General features: G+C 40.0%; 21 protein-coding genes. 7 read left to right on the top strand and 14 right to left on the bottom strand.

The window, feature by feature from the left end:
* Nucleotides 1-82 precede the first annotated feature (82 nt).
* From FTU37_RS08630 to FTU37_RS08605, 6 genes are all read right to left on the bottom strand, one after another.
* A complete protein-coding gene (locus FTU37_RS08630) occupies nucleotides 83-862 on the bottom strand; it encodes a M48 family metallopeptidase (protein WP_078194384.1) in 780 nt (259 codons plus the stop codon).
* A 112-nt stretch (nucleotides 863-974) separates the two neighbouring features.
* Complete coding sequence (locus FTU37_RS08625; protein ID WP_078194385.1) at nucleotides 975-1,283, bottom strand: hypothetical protein; 309 nt, start codon at nucleotides 1,281-1,283, stop codon at nucleotides 975-977.
* Nucleotides 1,284-1,380: 97 nt separating this feature from the next.
* Nucleotides 1,381-2,184, bottom strand: a complete 804-nt coding sequence (locus tag FTU37_RS08620; RefSeq protein ID WP_078194387.1) for a M48 family metallopeptidase — start codon at nucleotides 2,182-2,184, stop codon at nucleotides 1,381-1,383.
* Nucleotides 2,185-2,745: 561 nt separating this feature from the next.
* Nucleotides 2,746-4,065, bottom strand: a complete 1,320-nt coding sequence (locus tag FTU37_RS08615) for an adenylosuccinate synthase (protein WP_180088508.1) — start codon at nucleotides 4,063-4,065, stop codon at nucleotides 2,746-2,748.
* 66 nt (nucleotides 4,066-4,131) lie between these two features.
* The gene (locus FTU37_RS08610; RefSeq protein WP_078189072.1) at nucleotides 4,132-5,298 is read right to left on the bottom strand and encodes an ATP phosphoribosyltransferase regulatory subunit; all 1,167 of its coding nucleotides are present in this window, start codon (nucleotides 5,296-5,298) and stop codon (nucleotides 4,132-4,134) included.
* 321 nt (nucleotides 5,299-5,619) lie between these two features.
* Nucleotides 5,620-6,075: an Lrp/AsnC family transcriptional regulator gene (locus tag FTU37_RS08605; protein WP_078189073.1), complete on the bottom strand. Its 456-nt coding sequence runs from the start codon at nucleotides 6,073-6,075 to the stop codon at nucleotides 5,620-5,622.
* Nucleotides 6,076-6,217: 142 nt separating this feature from the next.
* Between FTU37_RS08605 and FTU37_RS08600 the strand changes: the two genes are divergently transcribed.
* Nucleotides 6,218-6,964: an AzlC family ABC transporter permease gene (locus FTU37_RS08600; protein WP_180124182.1), complete on the top strand. Its 747-nt coding sequence runs from the start codon at nucleotides 6,218-6,220 to the stop codon at nucleotides 6,962-6,964.
* Nucleotides 6,961-7,260: an AzlD family protein gene (locus FTU37_RS08595; protein WP_180012238.1), complete on the top strand. Its 300-nt coding sequence runs from the start codon at nucleotides 6,961-6,963 to the stop codon at nucleotides 7,258-7,260. Before FTU37_RS08600 ends, FTU37_RS08595 begins: the two co-directional genes overlap by 4 nt.
* A 163-nt stretch (nucleotides 7,261-7,423) precedes the next feature.
* Here FTU37_RS08595 and FTU37_RS08590 read toward each other — a convergent pair whose 3' ends face one another.
* Complete coding sequence (locus tag FTU37_RS08590; RefSeq protein WP_180004122.1) at nucleotides 7,424-7,726, bottom strand: hypothetical protein; 303 nt, start codon at nucleotides 7,724-7,726, stop codon at nucleotides 7,424-7,426.
* Nucleotides 7,727-7,925: 199 nt separating this feature from the next.
* Nucleotides 7,926-8,954 (bottom strand): type I glyceraldehyde-3-phosphate dehydrogenase, encoded by a 1,029-nt coding sequence (locus FTU37_RS08585; RefSeq protein WP_180124181.1) that lies wholly within the window; start codon nucleotides 8,952-8,954, stop codon nucleotides 7,926-7,928.
* 574 nt (nucleotides 8,955-9,528) lie between these two features.
* On the opposite strand from FTU37_RS08585, the gene alaS reads away from it, so the two are divergent.
* From alaS to csrA, 3 genes are all read left to right on the top strand, one after another.
* Nucleotides 9,529-12,222, top strand: coding sequence for an alanine--tRNA ligase (gene alaS / locus FTU37_RS08580; RefSeq protein WP_180124180.1), 2,694 nt, complete (start codon nucleotides 9,529-9,531; stop codon nucleotides 12,220-12,222).
* 346 nt (nucleotides 12,223-12,568) lie between these two features.
* Entirely contained in the window at nucleotides 12,569-13,849 is a 1,281-nt protein-coding gene (locus FTU37_RS08575; RefSeq protein ID WP_078189079.1) for an aspartate kinase, read from the top strand.
* A gap of 249 nt (nucleotides 13,850-14,098) precedes the next feature.
* Nucleotides 14,099-14,353, top strand: a complete 255-nt coding sequence (csrA, locus tag FTU37_RS08570; protein ID WP_078189080.1) for a carbon storage regulator CsrA — start codon at nucleotides 14,099-14,101, stop codon at nucleotides 14,351-14,353.
* Between the two features lie 91 nt (nucleotides 14,354-14,444).
* On the opposite strand, the gene rnhB is transcribed toward csrA, so the two are convergent.
* Complete coding sequence (rnhB, locus tag FTU37_RS08565) at nucleotides 14,445-15,014, bottom strand: ribonuclease HII (RefSeq protein ID WP_168379347.1); 570 nt, start codon at nucleotides 15,012-15,014, stop codon at nucleotides 14,445-14,447.
* A gap of 93 nt (nucleotides 15,015-15,107) precedes the next feature.
* The gene (locus FTU37_RS08560) at nucleotides 15,108-15,497 is read right to left on the bottom strand and encodes a hypothetical protein (protein WP_078189082.1); all 390 of its coding nucleotides are present in this window, start codon (nucleotides 15,495-15,497) and stop codon (nucleotides 15,108-15,110) included.
* Nucleotides 15,498-15,709: 212 nt separating this feature from the next.
* Here FTU37_RS08560 and FTU37_RS08555 point away from each other — a divergent pair, with 212 nt between their 5' ends.
* On the top strand, nucleotides 15,710-16,267 hold the full coding sequence (locus FTU37_RS08555) for a cytochrome b (RefSeq protein ID WP_180106855.1): 558 nt from the start codon (nucleotides 15,710-15,712) through the stop codon (nucleotides 16,265-16,267).
* 52 nt (nucleotides 16,268-16,319) lie between these two features.
* On the opposite strand, the gene FTU37_RS08550 is transcribed toward FTU37_RS08555, so the two are convergent.
* From FTU37_RS08550 to yaaA, 4 genes are all read right to left on the bottom strand, one after another.
* Nucleotides 16,320-16,694, bottom strand: coding sequence for a hypothetical protein (locus FTU37_RS08550; RefSeq protein WP_180124179.1), 375 nt, complete (start codon nucleotides 16,692-16,694; stop codon nucleotides 16,320-16,322).
* 56 nt (nucleotides 16,695-16,750) lie between these two features.
* Entirely contained in the window at nucleotides 16,751-17,752 is a 1,002-nt protein-coding gene (locus FTU37_RS08545; RefSeq protein ID WP_180124178.1) for an adenosine deaminase, read from the bottom strand.
* A 66-nt stretch (nucleotides 17,753-17,818) separates the two neighbouring features.
* Nucleotides 17,819-19,141 (bottom strand): NCS2 family permease, encoded by a 1,323-nt coding sequence (locus FTU37_RS08540; RefSeq protein ID WP_180124177.1) that lies wholly within the window; start codon nucleotides 19,139-19,141, stop codon nucleotides 17,819-17,821.
* Nucleotides 19,142-20,097: 956 nt separating this feature from the next.
* Nucleotides 20,098-20,880, bottom strand: a complete 783-nt coding sequence (yaaA, locus tag FTU37_RS08535) for a peroxide stress protein YaaA (protein WP_180124176.1) — start codon at nucleotides 20,878-20,880, stop codon at nucleotides 20,098-20,100.
* A gap of 125 nt (nucleotides 20,881-21,005) precedes the next feature.
* Here yaaA and FTU37_RS08530 point away from each other — a divergent pair, with 125 nt between their 5' ends.
* Nucleotides 21,006-21,632, top strand: coding sequence for an alpha/beta hydrolase (locus FTU37_RS08530; RefSeq protein ID WP_180124175.1), 627 nt, complete (start codon nucleotides 21,006-21,008; stop codon nucleotides 21,630-21,632).
* The last annotated feature ends 113 nt before the right edge of the window (nucleotides 21,633-21,745 follow it).

Genomic DNA, 21,745 nt, shown 5'->3' with positions numbered 1-21,745 from the left:
ATATAAGAACTTTTCAAACTATTAAATACAAAAAAGCAGGCCACGGCCTGCTTTTTTAAAACGGATAATTAATTCTTATGAATTAACGACGTTGGTTATAAATCTGCTGCGCTGCAGGTAGATTTTTACGCATCGCTTCAATACGTTGTGAGTTTGATGGATGCGTAGACAGGAATGATGAACCTCCCGCACCTTCAAGCTTGTTCATTTTTTCCCAAAGTGTAATCGCCGCTTGTGGGTTATAACCTGCACGTGCCATTAACATTAAACCGCCTTGGTCAGCACGGCTTTCCAGAGAACGTGAATAAGGCAGACCTATACCAATTTGACTACCCAACTGCGCGGCCGCAGTACCCAATTGACCGACATTATTACCTGCCGCACTTAAACCAATATTCAATGCAAGATCAGTTAAGGCTTGAGCACCCAATTTACTTTTTGCATGTTCTTCAAGAGCATGGACCATTTCATGTCCCATAACTGCTGCAATTTCTGCATCGGTTAAATTCAGTTTATTGACGATACCTGTATAAAATACAACTTTACCGCCTGGAGCTACAAAGGCATTGACTTGATCAGATTTCATAACCGCCAATTGCCATTGGAACGCTTGACCCGTTTGGTTCATTTGGTCTGCATAAGGACGCAGTTTTTGGAATACAGTATTAATGCGCTTATATGTACTCGAAGAGGTATCGAGCTGATTTTTAGAACGCGCATCTGTCACCATTTTGTTATAACTTTGTGTTGCTTGCGCGTTCAATGTAGCAGTATCCGCTCCTGCCATATCTGCCACTGTCGCACAGCCCGAAATCGTCATTACACCGGCCATACACAGGCTCGTTAGAATTATTTTTTTCATTAAGGATACTCCAGACCATTAAAATATAAGTGAATTTATGGATATTATATTCTTATGGTTTGGAGCTTAAAACGAAGTTATAGCGACTTATAATAGTATTTATGTAATTTTTTTAAGCTGAAAATTGAAGAACCAACCAATAGATTAAACAAACCACATTCAAGCCCAAATACACATGCATTAATGGCTTAATTTTTTCTTCTAACTGCACATTTTTTCGCTTAAAAAATAGGACAGCATTTTGTATCAAAACTATAGGTACAAGAATACATGCAATAATCACCGACAAACCAATTAGGGCTTGATAAATCAATTGAGGATCTTGAGTTTGGGCACGAATAATCATCATGGCAATGGTAGGTGCTCCCCCCATCGCAAATAATAAAGAATAAAAAATGGTGGTCGAAATATTCTTTTGCATCCTGCACTTCTCTTCCTAATTTAAATTGCATTTTAGCAACTCAACACAAAGTGTGTAGCGAACTAAAATGCAACTTTAGTCTTGAAAACAGCCGATATTAACGACGTACACTCGAAGGTGTCGCATTTTTATAATATTGCTGTGCTTCTGGCATCATTTTTTGCATAGCAGCAATACGGTCATTATTGCTTGGGTGTGTAGACATAAATTTGCTCAGTGCGTCGTTGCCACTGTTATCATTCGCATTCATTTTTTTCCACAATGAAATCGCCGCTTCTGGATTGTATCCAGCCTTTGCCATCATCACTAGGCCACCTTTGTCTGCGCGGCTTTCCAAATTACGTGAATACGGCAAGCCCACACCGAACTGACTCCCCAAGTCAAGCAAGGTTGCACCATAGCCACCTGCTGCATTACCTACGTATTGTGAACCGATACTCACCGCAAGATTGGTTAGTGCTGAAGCGCCAATTTTATTTTTTGCATGTTCCTCTAAGGCATGCACCATTTCGTGGCCCATGATTGCCGCGACTTCATCATCCGTGAGTTTGAGTGTTTCGACGATTCCTGTATAGAAAACAACTTTGCCACCGGGTGCGACATAGGCGTTAATTTCTTTAGATTTAATAACGGCCACTTTCCAATCAAATGCCTGCCCTGTCTGGTTCATTTGATCTGCAAATGGTTTCATTTTCCAGAAAACACGGTTTACTTTTTGATAAGTCGCAGACTTGGTATCGAGCACTTGTTTGGTCTGTGCGTCTTTCAGCATTGCGTTATAAGACTGTGTTGCCTGTAAGTTCAAAGATGCAGAATCAGCACCGGCCAAATCGGCAATTGTTGTACAACCTGATAAAGAAGCTGCTACGGCAAAGCATGCCAAAGATTTTTTATAATTCATCATGATCTCTAGTTATTTATAAAGAGTGTCAAATATATACAAAAAATTGACTGACTCAATATTTTTATGCTTATTTTTTTCAAAATCTTTATTTTTCCATTATTTAAATTTAATATCTGATGTTACCCCGTAAAAATAATTTCACATTTTTTAAATACTTTTAAGTATATTCGACGGAGTCTTACATCTAGGGCTTAAATACAGGGATTAACCTTCGGCTGGAGGTACACACATGAAACAATGTTTCTCATTAGGCAAAATGAGAAGCGTGCTTCGCAAGGAAACCATCTTGCGGTGCAATGCACCTCACCGACAAAACTCGTTCACTAGTGTCAAATTATTCACAGTATTGCAATAACATTTTTAATTAAAAGTTGTCCTGTCTCAAACACTTGCGGATGACCTTACCGCGTATCATTCTTTTATTTGAATCAAATGGCACTTCGGATGTTACTGCGTTTATCAGTTAATAATACCTGTCGGTTTTTGAATTTTTATTCTTCGCCCTATAAAAAAAGCCCCGCTTTCGCGAGGCTTTTGACATCTTAATTCAACAGCACATTATGCGTCGAATGGATGACGTAATACGATTGTTTCATCACGGTCTGGACCAGTTGAAATGATGTCGATTGGACATTCGATCAATTGCTCAAGACGTTTAACATAGTTAATTGCAGCTTGTGGCAATTGATCTAATGATTTCGCACCGAAAGTAGACTCAGACCAACCTGGCATAGTTTCGTAGATCGGTTTTAAAGTTTCAAATGCAAGCGCATCAGAAGAACCTACACAACCAGAATCAGCTGCTTCGTAACCTACACAGATTTTCACTTCTTCTAAACCATCTAGAACGTCTAGTTTAGTTAAGCAAATACCAGAAAGTGAGTTTACTTCTACTGAGCGACGTAGAATTTCAGCATCGAACCAGCCACAACGACGTTGACGGCCAGTAGACGCACCAAACTCAGAACCGACAGTACCCAAGTGTTTACCGATTGCATCACCAACATCGTTCGCAGCATCATAAACAAGTTCAGTTGGGAATGGGCCAGCACCTACACGAGTTGTGTACGCTTTAGTAATACCCAATACATAGTCAAGGTGTAATGGACCAAGACCTGAACCTGAGCTTACGCCACCAGCAGTCGTATTTGAAGATGTAACATACGGATATGTACCGTGGTCAACGTCAAGAAGTGAACCTTGCGCGCCTTCAAACATGATTTTCTTACCTGCTTTACGGTAAGCATGAAGTTCGCCAGTAACGTCCATCACCATAGGTTCGATGACTTTACGCCATTCGTCACATAGAGCGATCACATCTTCAACTTTAACTGCTTCAACACCGAAGAATTGAGTCAATTGGAAGTTATGGTATTCAAGAAGCTCTTCTAGTTGAGCTTTAAGATGAGCACCACCACGAACCAAGTCAGCAACACGGATTGCACGACGAGCCACTTTGTCTTCGTATGCAGGACCGATACCACGACCTGTTGTACCAATTTTCGCATTGCCACGTTTTTTCTCACGTGCTTGGTCAAGGGCGATATGGTGTGGAAGGATCAACGGACAGTTTGGAGAAATACGTAGACGTTCACGTACAGGCACGCCTTCTTTTTCTAAAACTTCCATTTCGTGGATTAAAGCTTCAGGTGATAAAACAACACCATTACCAATTAAGCACAATACGTTGTCACGTAAAATACCAGATGGAATGAGGTGTAATACAGTTTTCTTACCACCAACCACAAGTGTATGACCTGCGTTGTGTCCGCCTTGATAGCGAACTACCGCAGCCGCTTGATCTGTGAGCAGGTCGACGATCTTACCTTTACCTTCGTCGCCCCATTGGGTACCAAGTACCACAACATTCTTGCCCATAATAGCCTCATTGCATCATGCTGTTAAAATTGGAAAAAACGTGTGTGCCCGCAGGCACATCCGCGATTAAATTTGTTTGATTGTCCACTCGCCATTTGCATTCACCAACTGGTGCGTTGCATATGGTGCAGAGCTTAAATCATCATTACCTAACAATTGAACCACACTGAACCCTTCGGTACGTGCTGCCTCAATTGCCTTTAATAAATCTGCTTCGATGCCTTTTGGTGCAACCAAAACTTGGCTTTTCTGAACTTGACCTGCAGTTAATGCATATAAGTCACAAGAGAAACCTGTTGCTGGACGCGCACGGCCGAAGTGTTCACCAATACCGTCATAGCGACCGCCTTGAGCCAATGGCGCAGCACGGTTTGGCGCATATACGGCATACATTAAACCAGTGTGATAGTGATATGAACGAAGTTCAACCACATCGATACCAATGTGTAGATCAGGCCAACGGGCTTGGATTGCCGCTTGAGTCGATTTCACTGCATCAAAAGCCAGTTTAAATGCTTCATTTGCCAATACATCAGCCGTTAAATTGGCTTGCAATGCATCTAAGTCACTTGCAAAACGACCTAATGTATAGAAGTCAGCACCATTTGGAATGCTTTGTGTGAATTCAGCAAGTTCAGGTAGCGCTTTACGTTGATACAAGTCAGATAACTGACGTTCAACCGCTTTACTCAAGCCAGCTTGTTTTACCATGCTGCGGAATAAACCGACATGCCCTAAATCAAGATGGATACCATCTGCATGACCTGCTTTAGCAAGCAAGTTGATCATGACATCAATCAGCTCAACGTCAGCATCAATGCTGTCTGAACCAAATAATTCTGCACCTAACTGTAAAGGTGCACGTGTGGTATTAAAACCCTGTGGCTTAGTATGTAGTACTGTACCAGCGTAGCAATAACGAGCTACACCTTCGACAGGATGTACATGCGCATCAATACGAGCCACTTGTGGTGTCATATCGGCACGCACACCAAGCAAACGACCTGAAAGTTGATCGATCACTTTAAAAGTGGCTAAGTCTAAATCTTGATTCGATTCTGAAAGAGAAGATAGAGATTCGATGTATTCAATGAATGGCGTGTACACCAACTGATAACCTCGAGATGCGAGGAAATCTAATGCTTCACGACGCAAAGATTCAATCACTTGCGCCTGTTCTGGCAGTACATCAGCTACACCATCAGGTAATAACCATGTCTCTGAAATGGGCATGTTGTAAACCTAAATTCTTGTCAGCGCGGAACAAATCCGCATAAAAAAATCGGGAGCACACCCGATTTCTCCTAGTTTAGCACGATAGTTTTACGCTTGCACACGACTTTTTCATAAAAGATGCTTCAGCATTCATTACTTCATCTACAGCTTTAACTTTTACAACTAAATCCATGTTTATGCTTATATTTTAAAATCCTGTGAACGTTATTTTTTTAACCATTTGATAAAAAATAATAAGCGTCCTACTTTCTATAGATGAAGTTTTAAACAAAGTTATAAATATGATCAGGCTCAATAACTTAATTTAAGACTCGAACATCAATCCAAAGGAAGTGCTGTAGTTTGTTTAACAGCCTGTAACGGTATCTCTGTTTTTACATTTTGCACACTGGCGATCTGCGTTAAATGATGAATCTGAAACTTTCGATAGGCTTCTAAATCTGCCACGACGATACGTAAGAAAAAGTCACAATCCCCTGCCATGAGTTGACATTCAACCACTTCAGGCATCGTTTGAATCGCTGCAACAAAATCATTCACGGTTTTTGCATCTTGACCTTTTAGCCAAATCCGAGCAAATACCGTTAAACTTAAATTCAATTTTGACTGGTTCAGTAAGGCCACATATTTTTCAATATAGCCTTCATCTTCTAGTTGCTTGACCCGTCTCAAACATGGCGAAGGCGATAAACCAACAAGTTGGGCCAATTCATTATTTTGTAGTTTTCCATTTTGCTGTAATGCTTGCAAAATGCGTTTATCTATCTGATCCATCAATAAAGGCACTAAATTTCACAATAATCTTTATTTTAGCAATTTCATTGCACAATAAAAGCAATCTTTCACAAAACAGCTGCCAAATGCTGCTCAGATATCCATAAAATATTGCTTTCGATCTCGCTTCATGGAAAACGTCATGTTGATGTTTAGACAAAGTACACTCAATCATACCCATTCAGAGCATTCTATTGAGTTTAAACGAGGTCTAAAAACATCTATTCCAATGCTGCTGGGCATTATTCCTTTTGCATTAGTTCTGGGTGCTCAGGCAACACATAAAGGCTTTTCTAGTTTAGAAGTTCCGCTTTTGACTGGTCTTAACTTTGCAGGTGGTTCTGAATTTGCCATTTTGGAAGTTTGGACCAATCCTCCTAATATTCTCATGCTGATGTTTATTACGTTTTTAGTGAATAGTCGGCACCTATTAATGGGGGCGAGCCTTGTCCCGTATTTACGACATCTACCGAATCGTAAGGTTTATACCGCTTTATTTTTTATGTGCGATGAAAGTTGGGCTGTGGGTTTGGCTGATGCGCAAAAAAAATCTAATGTTTTGGGAATTCAGCGCGCCTTTAGTTTGATGTTCTATGCAGGCTTATGCTGTGCTCTATATTTGATGTGGGTCGGCTTTACCACTTTAGGAGCAATGATCGGACCGATACTTGGCGATATTAGTCGACTTGGTTTTGATATGGCCTTCCCTGCTGTATTTCTAGTTTTACTACGAGGCATGTGGAAAGGCTTTAAATCGGCACGTCCATGGCTGGTCAGCTTGATTGCCGCATCTCTGGCGTATTTGTATCTCCCTGCGGGCTGGTATGTTCCGATTGGCGCAATTACGGGTATTGCTTCTGCATTTTTCCTGATTGGAGATGACGTATGATTCACACCAGCACCCTGATCGCGATTCTATTTATTGCCTTAACCACTTACTTAACCCGTATCTTGGGTTATGTGTTACTGAAAAACCGTAGCCTCACCAACAAACAACGTCAAATTATGGAAGTTGTTCCCGGCTGCGTGTTGATCTCAGTGATCGCGCCTTATTTTGTCAAAGATAATCCTGCCGATCTGATCGCGATGGCCATTACACTATTTGCAGCATCACGTTTTTCATTATTGCCTACCGTTGTGATTAGCATGCTTTCAGCAGCCGTGTTAAGACAAATTTTGATTTAACTAAGTAATACGCGATCATGTTTTGAATAACGAGTGAACTACAATTTAAATCCAATGATGATGAATATTGGGAATCATTATATTGGATAAAAAAATACCCATACCTTGAGATCACATGCATTCAGTAAATATCGAGGTATGGGCAGTCTTTTGTATTTTTCGATTAACTTTGATCAGTCTTGACCACTTTTGCCAAAAGGTTCACCAACTCTGCATTTTGCAATTCAACTTGCTGTAATTTGTGAGCGGTCTGATCTAGAACTTCTTGTTGGATATGCATTTTCTTTGCAAGGTCTTGCATAATTTCCAAGGTTTTTTTCAGGTTGGCTTCTAGATGCACCACTTTTTCTTCAAGTGGCAAAGTTTCATGCGCGGTAGATTGTGATACGTCACGATTAAACTGTAGCCAAATTAAAAATATAACCGCCAGCGCTAATAATAAAATAAATCCCCAAAGTAACATCAACATCATGCTCAATACTCTTTATATATTTCTTTGACTTTCATCTTAAACAATAAATCGGCTGTGCTTGAATATTTTTTAAAGTTTTTCAATATTTTCGAGATACATCAACGTCATTACGCATGATTTTTCATCTAATTTTAGAAAATAAAAAACACCTACAAGCTAGTAGATGTTTTCTATATTGGATAAGTTTGAATTTTTATAGAGAATGAAAACTTTCACATAAATCGAGCAAGCGGTTCGCATAACCCCATTCATTGTCATACCATGCGAAGACTTTTGCTTGCTTTCCTACCACCATGGTTTGATTCAAATCGACAATCAATGAATAAGGTGAATGATTAAAATCACTTGAGACCAAAGGTTCATCGGTTACTGACATAATTTCATGATAATCAAAACGTGCAGCTTTGCTTAACACTGCATTTAACTCATGCTTGGTGATAAGCGATTGGGACACAAAACTTAAATCGATTGCAGCAACATTGATAGTCGGCACACGAATCGAATAGCCATCGATTCGATCTTCCATTTTCGGCATGACCCGTTTCAACGCACCCAGAGCTGAAGAGGTTGTTGGAATAATATTTTGACCTGAAGCTCGCGCACGACGTAAGTCACGATGTGCATGATCCAATACAGACTGATCCGCAGTCACAGCATGAATTTCTGTCATGAGTGCTGTGTCTATACCAAAGGCATCATCAATAATTTTGACTAAAGGCACCAAAGCCTGCGTGGTACACGACACACTCGAAATAATTTGATCCGTCGCTTTGACTTCATGATGATTAACACCATACACAATCGCAGCATCAACACTGTCAAACGGCGCAGCACCAATAATCACACGTTTGGCACCTGCACCAATATGCTGTGTGGCTGCCTCTCGCGATCTAAATAAACCTGTACATTCGAGTACCACATCGACATTCAGGTGTTGCCAAGGCAAAAGACTCGGCTGTGCTTCATTTAAAACTTGCACTTTGAGATGTGCTTGGGCACAAGAGATCTCTAGAAAAATAGCGCCATCTTGTTCAAGAATGTCGACTTGGCCTGCAAAACGACCATGCGTGGTGTCGTATTTAAACAAATGCACCATGGTTTCCACATCAGCGACATCATTTATGGCAACAATTTCATAGTGAAATTCCTTTGGATTTTCAAACCAAGCGCGTAATACATTGCGTCCGATTCGACCAAATCCATTAATTGCCACTCGCTGCATGACCAATCCTTCGTTTTAAAACAAAAATAAAGCATCTATATATTAATGGATTTCAACATGAAAACGTTATCATTTATTCGTTTAATGCTTATTGGGCTTTATTTTTATAAAGCGTTAGCGCCAACATAGATCTAAATATTAGCTTCACTGAAAATGTACGGCACCAAGATCAAGTTCAATCACTCTTAATAAAATGGATGCAAACATGCAATTTTCCCAATGAACTGAAAAATATAAATGCAAAGCACCTTCACGTAGAGCATTTATCAACGTGCTGAATTTGAACATTAAAAACTTTTCAAGACATATAAATGAAACGCAGCAACAGTGCGCTCACTAGATTAATCAATGAATACTTTCAGCGTTCCAAAGGTTTAAAAATCTAAAAGTATAGGTGCTAAATTTAAAACATATAAAAAGTCATAGAGATAGCCGAAAATCATTGGTGACTACACCTTTTTCCGTTATAATTTAGCGTTTTTAAATTTTATGTCAGCATCTCAAGCCAGCTTTAAAATTTTGTAAGACTTGCTTGATATGCTATTACCAAATCGAAATTAGGAGAGACTTGGTTGTGAGTACTCGTTTTATGACATCAGCTGAAATTCGCGAAGCTTTTTTAAGCTACTTTGAATCGCAAGGGCATACACGTGTCGCGTCGAGTTCTCTGGTACCTGCCAACGACCCAACACTATTGTTCACAAATGCTGGTATGAACCAGTTTAAAGACTGCTTCCTTGGTCTTGAAAAACGTGACTACGTTCGTGCAACTTCTTCACAAAAATGTGTCCGTGCCGGCGGAAAACACAACGACTTAGACAACGTTGGTTATACAGCACGTCACCACACGTTCTTTGAAATGTTGGGTAACTTCTCATTTGGTGACTACTTCAAACGTGATGCCATCACATTTGCCTGGGATTTCTTAACCAACGAAAAATGGTTAGGTCTACCAAAAGATAAACTATATGCCACTGTTTACCACACAGATGACGAAGCATTTGATATCTGGAACAAAGATATTGGTCTAGACGCTTCACGTATTATCCGTATTGGTGACAACAAAGGCGAAAAATACGCTTCAGATAACTTCTGGGCAATGGGCGATACAGGTCCTTGCGGTCCATGTTCTGAAATCTTCTTTGACCATGGTGACCACATTTGGGGCGGCTTACCGGGCACTCCTGAAGAAGATGGCGATCGTTTCATCGAAATTTGGAACAACGTATTCATGCAGTTCAACCGTACTGCTGATGGTGTTCTGCATGCCCTTCCTGCACCTTCTGTAGATACAGGTATGGGCCTTGAGCGTATTTCTGCAGTTTTACAGCATGTAAACTCAAACTACGAAATTGACCTATTCCAAAACCTACTTAAAGCTGCTGCTGAAATCATTGGTTTAGATACCACTGAACTTGAAGCAAAAGCACAAGCAGAAAACAAACCAGTTGAATACCCTGCTTCACTTAAAGTTGTGGCTGACCATGCACGTTCTTGCTGCTTCTTGATTGCAGACGGTGTTAACCCGTCTAACGAAGGCCGTGGCTATGTACTTCGCCGTATTATCCGTCGTGCAGTACGTCATGGTAACAAATTGGGTGCAACAGGTTCATTCTTCCATAAAATGTTGCAACCACTCATCAACGTGATGGGCGCTGCTTATCCTGAGCTTGCTGCACAGCAAGCACGTATCGAAGCTCAGCTTTTGAAAGAAGAAGAACAATTCGCAAAAACTTTAGAGCAAGGTTTGAAATTGCTTGAAGGCGAATTAGCTCAACTTAAAGGTTCAGTGATTCCAGGCGAAACTGTATTTAAACTTTACGATACTTACGGCTTCCCGACTGACTTAACAGCAGACATTGCACGTGAACGTGATTTAACCATTGACGAAGCTGGTTTCGAAGTCGAAATGGCGGCTCAACGTCAACGTGCACGTGATGCTGGTAAATTTGCTGTCGACTACAACTCAATTGTGAAAGTTGAAGGCGAGACTCAATTTGACGGCTATGACGCAACTCAAGGCCAAGGTCAAATTGTTGCAATCTACAAAGACGGCGAACAAGTTGATGAAGTTTTTGAAGGTGACGAAGCGCTGATCGTTCTCAACCAAACACCTTTCTATGCAGAAAGTGGCGGTCAAGTTGGCGATACAGGTATCTTCAAAAACGAAACTGGTATTTTTGAAGTTCAAGACACCAAAAAATCAGGCGGCGCTTTTGTACACCAAGGCATCGTGACCATGGGTAACTTAAAAGCAGCTCAAGCAGTTGAAGCGATTGTTAAAGCGGATATCCGTGAAGCAACTTCACGCAACCACTCTGCAACTCACCTATTACATGCAGCACTTCGCCAAGTTTTAGGTACGCACGTACAGCAAAAAGGTTCATTGGTTGCAAGCGAACTTTTACGTTTTGACTTTGCTAATGACCAACCTGTTTCATTTGAACAGCTTCAAGAAATTGAACGCATTGTCAATGCCGAAGTGATTGCCAATACTGCTGTTTCAACTGAACTTTTAGACATCGAGGCGGCCAAAGAAAAAGGCGCAATGATGTTATTCGGTGAGAAATACGGTGACGAAGTACGTGTATTGTCTATGGGTACAACCAAAGATGAGAAAAACTTCTCTATCGAACTTTGTGGCGGTATTCACGTAAAACGCACAGGTGACATCGGCCTATTTAAAATCACTTCTGAAGGCGGTGTTGCTGCAGGCGTACGTCGTATTGAAGCCGTTACGGGTACTAAAGCTGTTGAAGCTGCGCAAAAAGCAGATCGTGACATTCATGCAATCAACGATTTGCTGAAAGCGCAAAAAGATCAAACTTTAGAAAAAGTTGAAGCTTTATCTCACACAGCATCTAGCTTGCAAAAGCAAATTGAACAATTAAACCAAAAACTAGCGAGCTTCCAAGCCGCTGAGTTATTGAGTCAAGTTCAAGAGATTGCTGGCCGCAAAACATTAATCACCACGGTTCAAGGTGTAGATGCGAAATCACTTCGCAACTTGCACGACGGTGTGAAATCTAAATTAGACAATGCTGTGATCGTGATCGCGGCGGTTGATGCCGACAAAGTGAGCCTGATTGCTTCGGTTGCTAAAGAATACACTGCTGCTGTAAAAGCCGGTGACATCATCAAACACCTTGGCCAAGAGCTTGGCGGTAAAGGTGGTGGTAAACCTGATATGGCTCAAGGTGGTGCGCCTTATAGCGACAAACTTGAAGCAGTAATGACTGACCTCGTTGCATGGTTAGCTGCAAAATAAGACCAAAAGTCCTATAGCTCAAAGTGACTCACCTCCTTTGAGCAAATCAACAGGTTTAAGCAGTGTGTTTTTTAATGCTGGATCCTGCTTAAACACTGTTGATGCGTGAAAACGCAAACTCAATCATCATGTTGAAACCAATATTCAACCTCTGGCTAAATGATGAAAATGGAGTCTAAAAGGCTGGGTTCATGTGAATCCCCTGCAGACACAAAGTATCTATTTGAACTCCTCCTACCTTGGAGTTCATGAGCTACGTGGTATATTAAAATCGCGCTCAAGTGCGGTCTTAAAATATGTGTAAGTGCTTTAAGTCTTTAGACTTATTTACTTGGTAAGGATAGTTATGGCATTAATCGTTCAAAAATATGGCGGTACCTCAATGGGTACTCCAGAGCGCATTTTAAATGTTGCTCGTCGTGTAAAGCGTTGGCATGATCACGGTCACAAAGTTGTGGTTGTTGTATCTGCAATGAGTGGCGAAACCAATCGTCTACTTGCTTTAGCGAAAGCCATTACCGAAACACCTGATCCACGCGAATTAGACCAAATGGTGTCTACGGGTGAACAGGTAACGATTTCTATGTTAGCAATGGCACTTAACTCTATTGGTGTTGAAGCTAAATCACTTACAGGTCGTCAAGTTGGTATTAAAACCGACAGCGCATTTACCAAGGCGCGTATTGAAGCGATTGATACAGATGTATTGACTTCAAACCTTGACGCTGGACGTGTCATTGTTGTGGCAGGTTTCCAAGGCTTTGATGCTGAAGGTAACACAACGACTCTAGGTCGTGGTGGTTCTGACACTTCAGGTGTTGCATTGGCTGCTGCACTTAAAGCTGACGAATGTCAGATTTACACAGACGTTGATGGTGTTTACACCACTGACCCTCGTGTCGCTCCAAAAGCGAAAAAAGTTGATCGTATTTCTTTTGAAGAAATGCTTGAAATGGCATCACTTGGTTCTAAAGTCCTTCAAATTCGCTCTGTAGAATTTGCCGGTAAATACCAAGTGCCTTTACGCGTATTATCAAGTTTTGATAATGACGATGATGGCGCATTCGACGAAAACTTTAAACAAAACGTCGGGACACTAATCACCACTGAAGCGGAAGACAACATGGAACAACCAATCATCTCAGGTATCGCGTTCAACCGTGATGAAGCTAAATTAACTATTCTTGGTGTACCGGATAAACCAGGTATCGCTTCAAACATCCTTTCACCAATTGGTGATGCCAATGTTGAAGTGGATATGATTATCCAAAACGTGGAAGAAGACGGTACAACTGATTTCACTTTTACAGTTAACCGTGGTGAATTACCAAAAGCGAAAGCTATTCTTGAAGCGACTGCACAAGAAATTGGTGCACGTGAAGTTGCAACTCGCGCAGACATCGTTAAAGTATCGATTGTTGGTGTTGGTATGCGTTCACACGCTGGTGTAGCAAGCAAAATGTTTACTGCTCTTGCAAAAGAAGGCATTAACATTTTGATGATCTCGACTTCTGAAATCAAAATTTCAGTGATTATCGATGAGAAATACTTAGAGCTTGCTGTACGTGCTCTACACACTGCATTCGGTCTAGACCGTGAAACAGGTGAATCAAGCGCGCGTGCTTAATTAACCTTGCTGTGTGTCAAAATTTGTCATTGTTAGACAGATTTTGAAAAACATCGTAAAAATTCAGAGCCACTATAGTTTTTTTTATAGTGGCTCTGTTATATTAAACCTGAGGATTTTAAAATTTACTCAGTTTGCGACTGTCACAATGATTGTTTCAGATGCACTGCTAAATTTTTTTGCTTTTACAAGTTATGAATTTTACATAACAGATCATTTGCAGGTTTTGCATTTTGCAAGGAGAGAAACATGCTGATTCTGACTCGTCGTGTCGGAGAAACATTAATGATTGGAGACCAAGTTAGCGTGACTGTACTTGGTGTTAAAGGTAATCAGGTTCGTATTGGCGTGAATGCTCCAAAAGAAGTATCTGTTCATCGTGAAGAAATTTACCAACGAATTCAACATGAACGCGCAATGCACGAACATCTCCAAAACATTGATCAAGAATATCAGCCATCTTTTGAAGAAACTGATTATTCACAAAACAACTATAATCGCTAAGATTTAAGTTGTTAAATGATAAAGCGGCTCATTAGGCCGCTTTAAATTTATCTAGAACATGCGTTTACTATATAAGTTCAACTGAGCTTAATTACTGCCCTTCTAGAACTTTACGTACGGGGCCAAAACTGCGGCGATGTTCATCAATCACCCCATACTGTGCAATCGCTTCGAAGTGCGCTTTGGTTGGATAGCCCTTGTGTTTCGCAAAACCATACTGTGGATATTTTGCATCCAGTTCAACCATTTCGTGGTCTCGAGTCACTTTTGCCAAAATACTCGCAGCCGAAATCTCTGGATGAATCGCATCACCGCCCACGATTGCATCACAGCTCATTGCTAAACCGGTTGGGACTTTATTACCATCGACCAACACGTGTTCTGGCTGTACATTGAGTTTTTCCACTGCACGACGCATCGCAAGTAACGATGCTTGCAAAATATTGATCTCATCAATTTCTTGTGCAGAACTTTCAGCAATCGCCCAAGCCAAGGCTTTTTCTTGAATCTCAATAAATAACTTTTCACGTTTTTTTTCAGTAAGTTTTTTAGAATCGTTTAAACCTTCAATCGGGTTATTTGGATCTAAAATGACAGCTGCCGCAACAACCGAACCCACCAATGGACCGCGACCCGCTTCATCTGCACCAGCAATTTTCATATATCTCTCACTCAAAATAAAATACGACCCTTAATTTGGATTTACTGATACTCAGCAAAACCATTGTCAGGGTCGTATAAAATGTTCTAAATCTTAGTTTTTAAATGTTTCAATCACGCAAGCATTTAAAGTATTTGTCACGATTTTAGCCGCAAGATTTGCTTGTGAAGTTTTATCCATTGCTGCTACAACCAAATCCGTTGCAGTCACGCTAGTTGTCGCTTTCTCGCCTACACATGAACACACTTCAGTTTGTAGTTCAGATTTTTGAGTTTCTGTTAATAATTTTGAACCTGTTTTCCAGTAGCTGTTGTTATTTAGCTCAGTCACGCATTTCGCTTGAACACCCACTTTAACAGCCATCATTGCCAAGCTGTTTGCTGAAGTTGTACCTGTAGAGGTACTTGTACCAGTTGTACCAGTCGCAGCACATGCAGAAAGAACAAGCGCTAATGGCGCTAGAACAGCAACTAATTTTTTCACGAATATTTCCTTTGTTCTGTTAATTAACGCGCATATTGTGCCCCAAATCACACACCATCTGATATGACTATTTAAAATAAATTCGGTAATTGTGTAGTTAATCATCAAAGCCTGTGTTGCATATTCACAACACTGTGTACCGATTTTAAACGACGCATATTTTTGTGGTCTGTATTAGAATCTGCATAAGATTGAACGCTTAAATAATCAACATGAGCAATAACACACAATACTACACTCGAACAGCTCAGGTCTTACATTGGCTGATGGCGATCATATTCATCGTGGCATGGTTAATTGGCTTTTATAGTGGCAATTTTCTGAGTTATGACGTCGATGGCAGCTTTAAAGGACAAGTCATTACCCTCCATAAAAATATTGCGACTACGATTATTTTTTTGGTGGTGATACGAATCTTTTGGCGCTATACCCACCCCACACCTGAATTACCTGACAGTATGTCATCCGGCATGAAAACCTTGGCACATTTGGGTCATTTAGCACTGTATTTTGTACTACTGGCTTTACCGATTACAGGTTGCTTATTTAGTTGGAGCGCAGGTCACCCGGCCCCTGTCTTGTATTTGTTTGAAATACCCCGCTTGGTACAAGATAATCCTGAATTATTAGCCATCGTGAAACCGCTACATATTTGGATTTCTTGGGCAGCAGGCTTGCTCTTAGTGGGTCATATTTTGGCAGCGTTGAAACATCATTTTATTGATAAAGACCATGTGCTCAAAAGTATGACACGACAACCAAAACCCTAATAAAGACAAAATAAAAGCCACATCATGTGGCTTTTATTTTAAGCATTATCTTTTAATTCAGTACTTGCTGAGCACAACCGCGCATACTATTTAAAACCGCTTTAGAAATCAGTTTATTCTTTTCAGTTTCATTCACTGCAGCAGTCATCAGATCTTTCGCACCGATATCATCCATGGCATGCTCACTCACGCACTGACAAATCGCAGCTTGATTGTCTTTTTTCTGTTGAGCACTCATAAACATCGCAGCGCCTTTCCAAATTTTAGAAGTATTTAATTCTTGCGAGCATTGATATTCAATCACGGGCTTTAGCATACGCTGACTTAAACTTGATTTATCTGCAATAGCAGCCGAAGAAATCAATACTGAGGCTAAAAATGTAATCGATGAGGCAAATATAGAGCGATTTGAATGAGAGAAAAGCATGATTTAAACATAAAAAAGGCAGTGAATATTCACTGCCTGAGATTATACGCTGATTATTAATTCAACGCTTCAATCTTTTTAATCCAAGCTTGTTTTTCAGTATCTGAAATAAATGATGCTTCAAAAGAGTTGATTGCCAGTTGCTTTAACTCTGCATTGCTTAAATCAAGCGCTTTGGTGATCGCAACAAAGTTATCATTCATATAACCACCAAAGTACGATGGATCATCTGAATTGACGGTCACATGCACACCTTGTTGCAAGAGACGGCGAATATTATGCTCAGCCATATCTTGGACCACGCATAGCTTTAAATTGCTTAGCGGGCAAACGGTTAATGGCATTTTTTCTGCAATTAAACGTTGCATCAAAGCAGGATCTTCTTCTGAACGTACACCATGGTCAACACGATTTACTTTCAGCAAATCCAAGGCTTCCCATACGTATTCTGCTGGACCTTCTTCCCCTGCATGCGCAACGATAAGAAAACCTGCTTCACGGGCTTTAGCAAAAACACGTTCGAATTTTGATGGTGGATGACCCACTTCACTCGAATCTAAACCGACACCAATAATTTGATCTTTATATGGTAAAGCTTGTTCTAATGTTGCAAATGCTGCGTCTTCAGATAAATGACGCAAAAAGCACATAATCAGATGTGAGCTAATGCCCAGTTTTGCTTTGGCATCATCACAAGCACGCTGTAAACCATTCAAAACCGTTTCAAAAGCAACCCCACGGTCTGTATGAGTTTGTGGGTCGAAGAACATTTCGGTATGAACCACATGATCTTCTGCACATTTTTCAAAGTATGCCCATGCTAACTCATAAAAATCTTGCTCATGAATCAGTACATTTGCACCTGCATAATAAATGTCTAAAAAAGACTGTAAATTATGAAAGTTATACGCTTCTTTTAATTCTTCGACTGATTGATAAGGGATTGCAATATTGTTGCGTTGGGCAATTGCAAACATGAGTTCAGGCTCAAATGTCCCTTCAATATGCACATGTAGCTCTGCTTTTGGCAAAGCGCGAATCAGCTCAAGTTGATCCATCTCTTATCCTCATAAAAATAAAAAAGGGTGCAAACTGAGTTTACACCCTTTCGCTATTTGACAGTATTAACCGCCAAATGCAGCAAATTTTAATGCCCAAAGTACAGCAATAATCCAGACCATATATGGTACAGTTTTCGCTTTACCTGTCAGCAATTTAACCAATGCATAGCTAATGAAGCCCATTGCAATACCGTCTGCAATTGAATACGTAAACGGCATAAATACAATTGTTAAGAATGCAGGGACTGCTTCAGTAATATCATCCCATTCAATATGAACGATACCTTGAATCATCAACACACCAACAAACAACAATGCTGGCGCAGTTGCAAAACCTGGTACTGACTGAGCAAGTGGCGCTAAGAACAATGCCAAAATAAACAATATAGCAACTACAACTGCAGTTAACCCTGTACGACCACCGGCAGCAACACCTGCTGATGATTCGATATAAGGCGTAGTTGAAGACGTACCCAATGCCGCACCCGCAACAATTGCAGATGAGTCAGCAAATAATGCTTTCTTCAAACGTGGTAATTTACCGTCTTTTAATAAGCCTGCACGGTGTGATACACCGACCAATGTACCTGTAGAGTCAAATAAATCAACCAAGAAGAATACAAAGATTACGCCAATCAAACTTGCTGTGAATAGACCTTCGAAGTTCATTTGCATGAATGTTGGAGCGATTGAAGGAATAGCACCTACAACACCTTTAAATTCGTTGAAGCCCAGTAGGGTTGAAATTGCAGTAATCACCAAAATACTGATGATGATTGCACCACGTACTTTGAAGTGATGCATAACCACAACCATCAAGAAGCCAAGTAAAGCCAACAAGACAGACGGCTGTTTTAAATCACCCAGACTAACCAATGTTGCAGGGTTATCAACAATAATGCCGGCATTTTTCAAAGAAACCAGTGCAAGGAATAAACCAATACCGCCGCCGATCGCCAGTTTAAGCGACATTGGAATCGCATTGACAATCGCTTCACGGATTTTGAACATGCTGATAGCGATAAAAACAAGGCCAGAGACAAAAACAGCTGCTAAAGCAGTTTGCCATTCCACGCCCATACCCAAACATACAGAATAGGTAAAGTAAGCGTTTAAGCCCATACCGGGTGCTAAGGCAATTGGATAGTTAGCAACAAGCCCCATCACCAAACAGCCAATGGCTGCTGCTAGACAGGTTGCGACAAAAACAGCGCCATGATCCATACCCGTTTCGGACAAAATCATTGGATTGACAATAATGATGTAACACATTGTCAAGAAAGTAGTTACACCTGCAATGACTTCTGTTTTGAAACTGGTTTTGTTTTCGCTCAGTTTAAACAGACGTTCAAGCATGTTCTCGGAAGATGGATTAGGAGTCGTCATGACCTAGCCCCTATGAAGTAAACTTTATGCATATAAGCATTCCACAAAATTAATCATGTCATGTATTCATCATTAATTTTGTGTATGCCTAAGCAACGAATATGCCAATTCGGCAGATTGTAGGCTTTAAAAAATCCTATTTTCAACAACATACAACACGGTACAAATGTTGAAATTTGCAAACAAAAAAGCTGCATAAACCTATGCAGCTCCTCTATTTATGTCATTTAATTCGTATTTAATATCAATAAATACTGATCAAATTAATTTCGGCAAATTATAACACATTGATTTTTTAATGTTTCCACATTTTCATCGCTTTTCAATTTAGTAAATTTAAGACATTGTTTTCTTTATAAAGTTTCAAATTATTATATATAAAAATAAAATATCAATATTTAAACGAACACTTCAAGACCATGCTTGAGCTCAATGCAAAAGCAGCAAGATTGATTTTTTTTAGCGCATATAAGGTGATGCGCTCAAATCATCATTGAACACCTGATTAATTTCTTGCTGTCGCTTTAACTCTGCATTCTTATAAACACTAAACCCTAAAAACACAATGCTGAGTATAAAAATTGGTATCAGTATTTTTTTCATAACAAAATTTTATTCATGTTTAAATATTTGGCTATAATAACAAAAAATTTAAACAAAAAAGTGACGTATTTCACAATTTTATATATTATTAAGTCATTTAATAAGCTATTTGTTCGATCAATGTTAATTTTGTAATATATTTTAGACTGATAGACAAGATAATCGCTGAATGATTTTTCGAATCCTTTTCCGTAAAAAGCTTCAAATCATAGATCATTTCATATACGAAATTTAAAGCACGATCAATTTCACAGGCCCACCATTACATCTCGAGTGAAGAAGATAAAAAAGCCGCTGACTTCTAAGCAGCGGCTATTCATATTCTTTTCGGTCTAAGTTTTTCAATTTCGAAATTAAGCAGCTTGTTGTTCGTCTCGCTTAAAGACCAATTCACCCTTTAAGCTACTCTCTGCATCGAAATAATAACCATCGGTATTGAACGACTTGATATCTTCAATACGTTCAATTTTATTTTCCAACAAATAACGCGCCATTAGGCCACGTGCTTTTTTGGCATAGAAGCTGATGACTTTATATTTGCCGTTCTTTTGATCCAGAAAAACAGGTTTGATGATTTCGGCTTTAATTTTTGATTCTTTGACCGACTTATAGTATTCATCTGAAGCGATGTTGACCAAAAGTTCAGAGCCGGCTTTTTCCAAATCGTCATTGATGAGATTGGTGATTGTATTATCCCAAAACTCGTACAAGTTATATCCACGTGGGTTTTGCAACTTGGTCCCCATCTCTAAACGATATGGCATCATTAAATCCAGTGGGCGCAATAAACCGTAGAGACCCGAGAGCATACGCAAATGGGTTTGTGCGTATTGAAGGTCAGTATTTGCAAGTTGATAAGCATCTAAACCGGTATACACGTCACCTTTAAAGGCAAAAATTGCTTGACGTGCATTGGCAAAATCAAAATCAGGCTGCCAATCTCGGAAGCGCTCAACATTTAAAGTCGCAATTTTCTCACTGACACTCATCAAGCTTGAAATTTCACTTGCCGACAATTTACGTGCGACTGAGATCAATTCTTCAGAATGATCTAATAGCCGTGGTTGAGTGAATTTTTCAGTCGGTAAAGCGGTTTCGTAATCTAAAGTTTTTGCTGGAGAAATTAAAGCGAGCATAAACATCCTGATTAATTTTTAATTAAACAAACTATAACAGTAGAGTATTTTCAAATCCAATCTGTGTTTTAGATAATATTAATCTGTAAACTATGCGACTCTCCCGCTTTCACATTTTAGTCATTATGTCAGAACAACTGTTCATTCAAGGGCCTGTTGGTCAGCTTGAAATTTTTGTTGATTATCCACAGGGTGAAGTGAAAGGATTCGCGGTAGTTACACACCCTCACCCATTGCAAGGTGGCACACCACAGCACAAAGTACCTGTGCTTTTAGCGCAAATGTTCTTAGAACGTGGCTATGTTGTCTATCGCCCAAGTTTCCGCGGCTCTGGCCAAAGTGCAGGAATACATGACGAAGGCAATGGTGAAACCAAAGATACCATGCAAGTCATTGAATTTGCTCGTAGCCAACACCCAAACTTGCCATTTTATGCAGGCGGTTTTAGTTTTGGTGCAAATGTCATGACTAAATGCTATACCCTATTGCCAGTGGAGTTACAGCCTGTACAGACTATTTTATGCGGCTTACCAACCACAACAGTTGCAGGTGTACGTCACTATGTGACACCGCATATTAAGGGTGATATTTTATTTATTCATGGTGAAGAAGATAATGTCACACTGTTATCTGACTTGATTCAGTGGGCCAAACCACAGCGCCATTTAATCACGGTTTTGCCAGGTGCAAACCACTTCTTTACGGGTTATCTCAAACAGCTTCGTATTGCGATTTCACGCTTTTTAGTATAAACAATACCAAAAATGAGTCAGCTTAACTGGCTCATTTTTTTTGCCTAGTGACCGCTCTATTACCCACCCATATTTCAGATAAATTCACCTACAGCACTTCGATTTATCCATCT

This window comes from Acinetobacter sp. YH12097, assembly GCF_013419225.1.
GTDB lineage: Bacteria > Pseudomonadota > Gammaproteobacteria > Pseudomonadales > Moraxellaceae > Acinetobacter > Acinetobacter amyesii.
The sequence above is the reverse complement of the archived record's forward strand: the minus strand, read 5'-3'. Positions and strand labels throughout refer to the sequence as shown.

What these genes read in the sequence shown, in the direction of transcription:
- FTU37_RS08625 (WP_078194385.1), bottom strand. Translation starts at nt 1,283, where the DNA reads ATGCAAAAGAATATTTCGACCACCATTTTTTATTCTTTATTATTTGCG.
- FTU37_RS08555 (WP_180106855.1), top strand. Translation starts at nt 15,710, where the DNA reads ATGAGCAATAACACACAATACTACACTCGAACAGCTCAGGTCTTACAT.
- FTU37_RS08585 (WP_180124181.1), bottom strand. Translation starts at nt 8,954, where the DNA reads ATGCAGCGAGTGGCAATTAATGGATTTGGTCGAATCGGACGCAATGTA.
- FTU37_RS08615 (WP_180088508.1), bottom strand. Translation starts at nt 4,065, where the DNA reads ATGGGCAAGAATGTTGTGGTACTTGGTACCCAATGGGGCGACGAAGGT.
- FTU37_RS08620 (WP_078194387.1), bottom strand. Translation starts at nt 2,184, where the DNA reads ATGAATTATAAAAAATCTTTGGCATGCTTTGCCGTAGCAGCTTCTTTA.
- yaaA (WP_180124176.1), bottom strand. Translation starts at nt 20,880, where the DNA reads ATGCTCGCTTTAATTTCTCCAGCAAAAACTTTAGATTACGAAACCGCT.
- FTU37_RS08575 (WP_078189079.1), top strand. Translation starts at nt 12,569, where the DNA reads ATGGCATTAATCGTTCAAAAATATGGCGGTACCTCAATGGGTACTCCA.
- FTU37_RS08600 (WP_180124182.1), top strand. Translation starts at nt 6,218, where the DNA reads ATGTTGATGTTTAGACAAAGTACACTCAATCATACCCATTCAGAGCAT.
- FTU37_RS08540 (WP_180124177.1), bottom strand. Translation starts at nt 19,141, where the DNA reads ATGACGACTCCTAATCCATCTTCCGAGAACATGCTTGAACGTCTGTTT.
- FTU37_RS08605 (WP_078189073.1), bottom strand. Translation starts at nt 6,075, where the DNA reads ATGGATCAGATAGATAAACGCATTTTGCAAGCATTACAGCAAAATGGA.
- FTU37_RS08545 (WP_180124178.1), bottom strand. Translation starts at nt 17,752, where the DNA reads ATGGATCAACTTGAGCTGATTCGCGCTTTGCCAAAAGCAGAGCTACAT.
- csrA (WP_078189080.1), top strand. Translation starts at nt 14,099, where the DNA reads ATGCTGATTCTGACTCGTCGTGTCGGAGAAACATTAATGATTGGAGAC.
- FTU37_RS08630 (WP_078194384.1), bottom strand. Translation starts at nt 862, where the DNA reads ATGAAAAAAATAATTCTAACGAGCCTGTGTATGGCCGGTGTAATGACG.
- FTU37_RS08550 (WP_180124179.1), bottom strand. Translation starts at nt 16,694, where the DNA reads ATGCTTTTCTCTCATTCAAATCGCTCTATATTTGCCTCATCGATTACA.
- FTU37_RS08610 (WP_078189072.1), bottom strand. Translation starts at nt 5,298, where the DNA reads ATGCCCATTTCAGAGACATGGTTATTACCTGATGGTGTAGCTGATGTA.
- rnhB (WP_168379347.1), bottom strand. Translation starts at nt 15,014, where the DNA reads ATGAAAATTGCTGGTGCAGATGAAGCGGGTCGCGGTCCATTGGTGGGT.
- FTU37_RS08595 (WP_180012238.1), top strand. Translation starts at nt 6,961, where the DNA reads ATGATTCACACCAGCACCCTGATCGCGATTCTATTTATTGCCTTAACC.
- FTU37_RS08530 (WP_180124175.1), top strand. Translation starts at nt 21,006, where the DNA reads ATGTCAGAACAACTGTTCATTCAAGGGCCTGTTGGTCAGCTTGAAATT.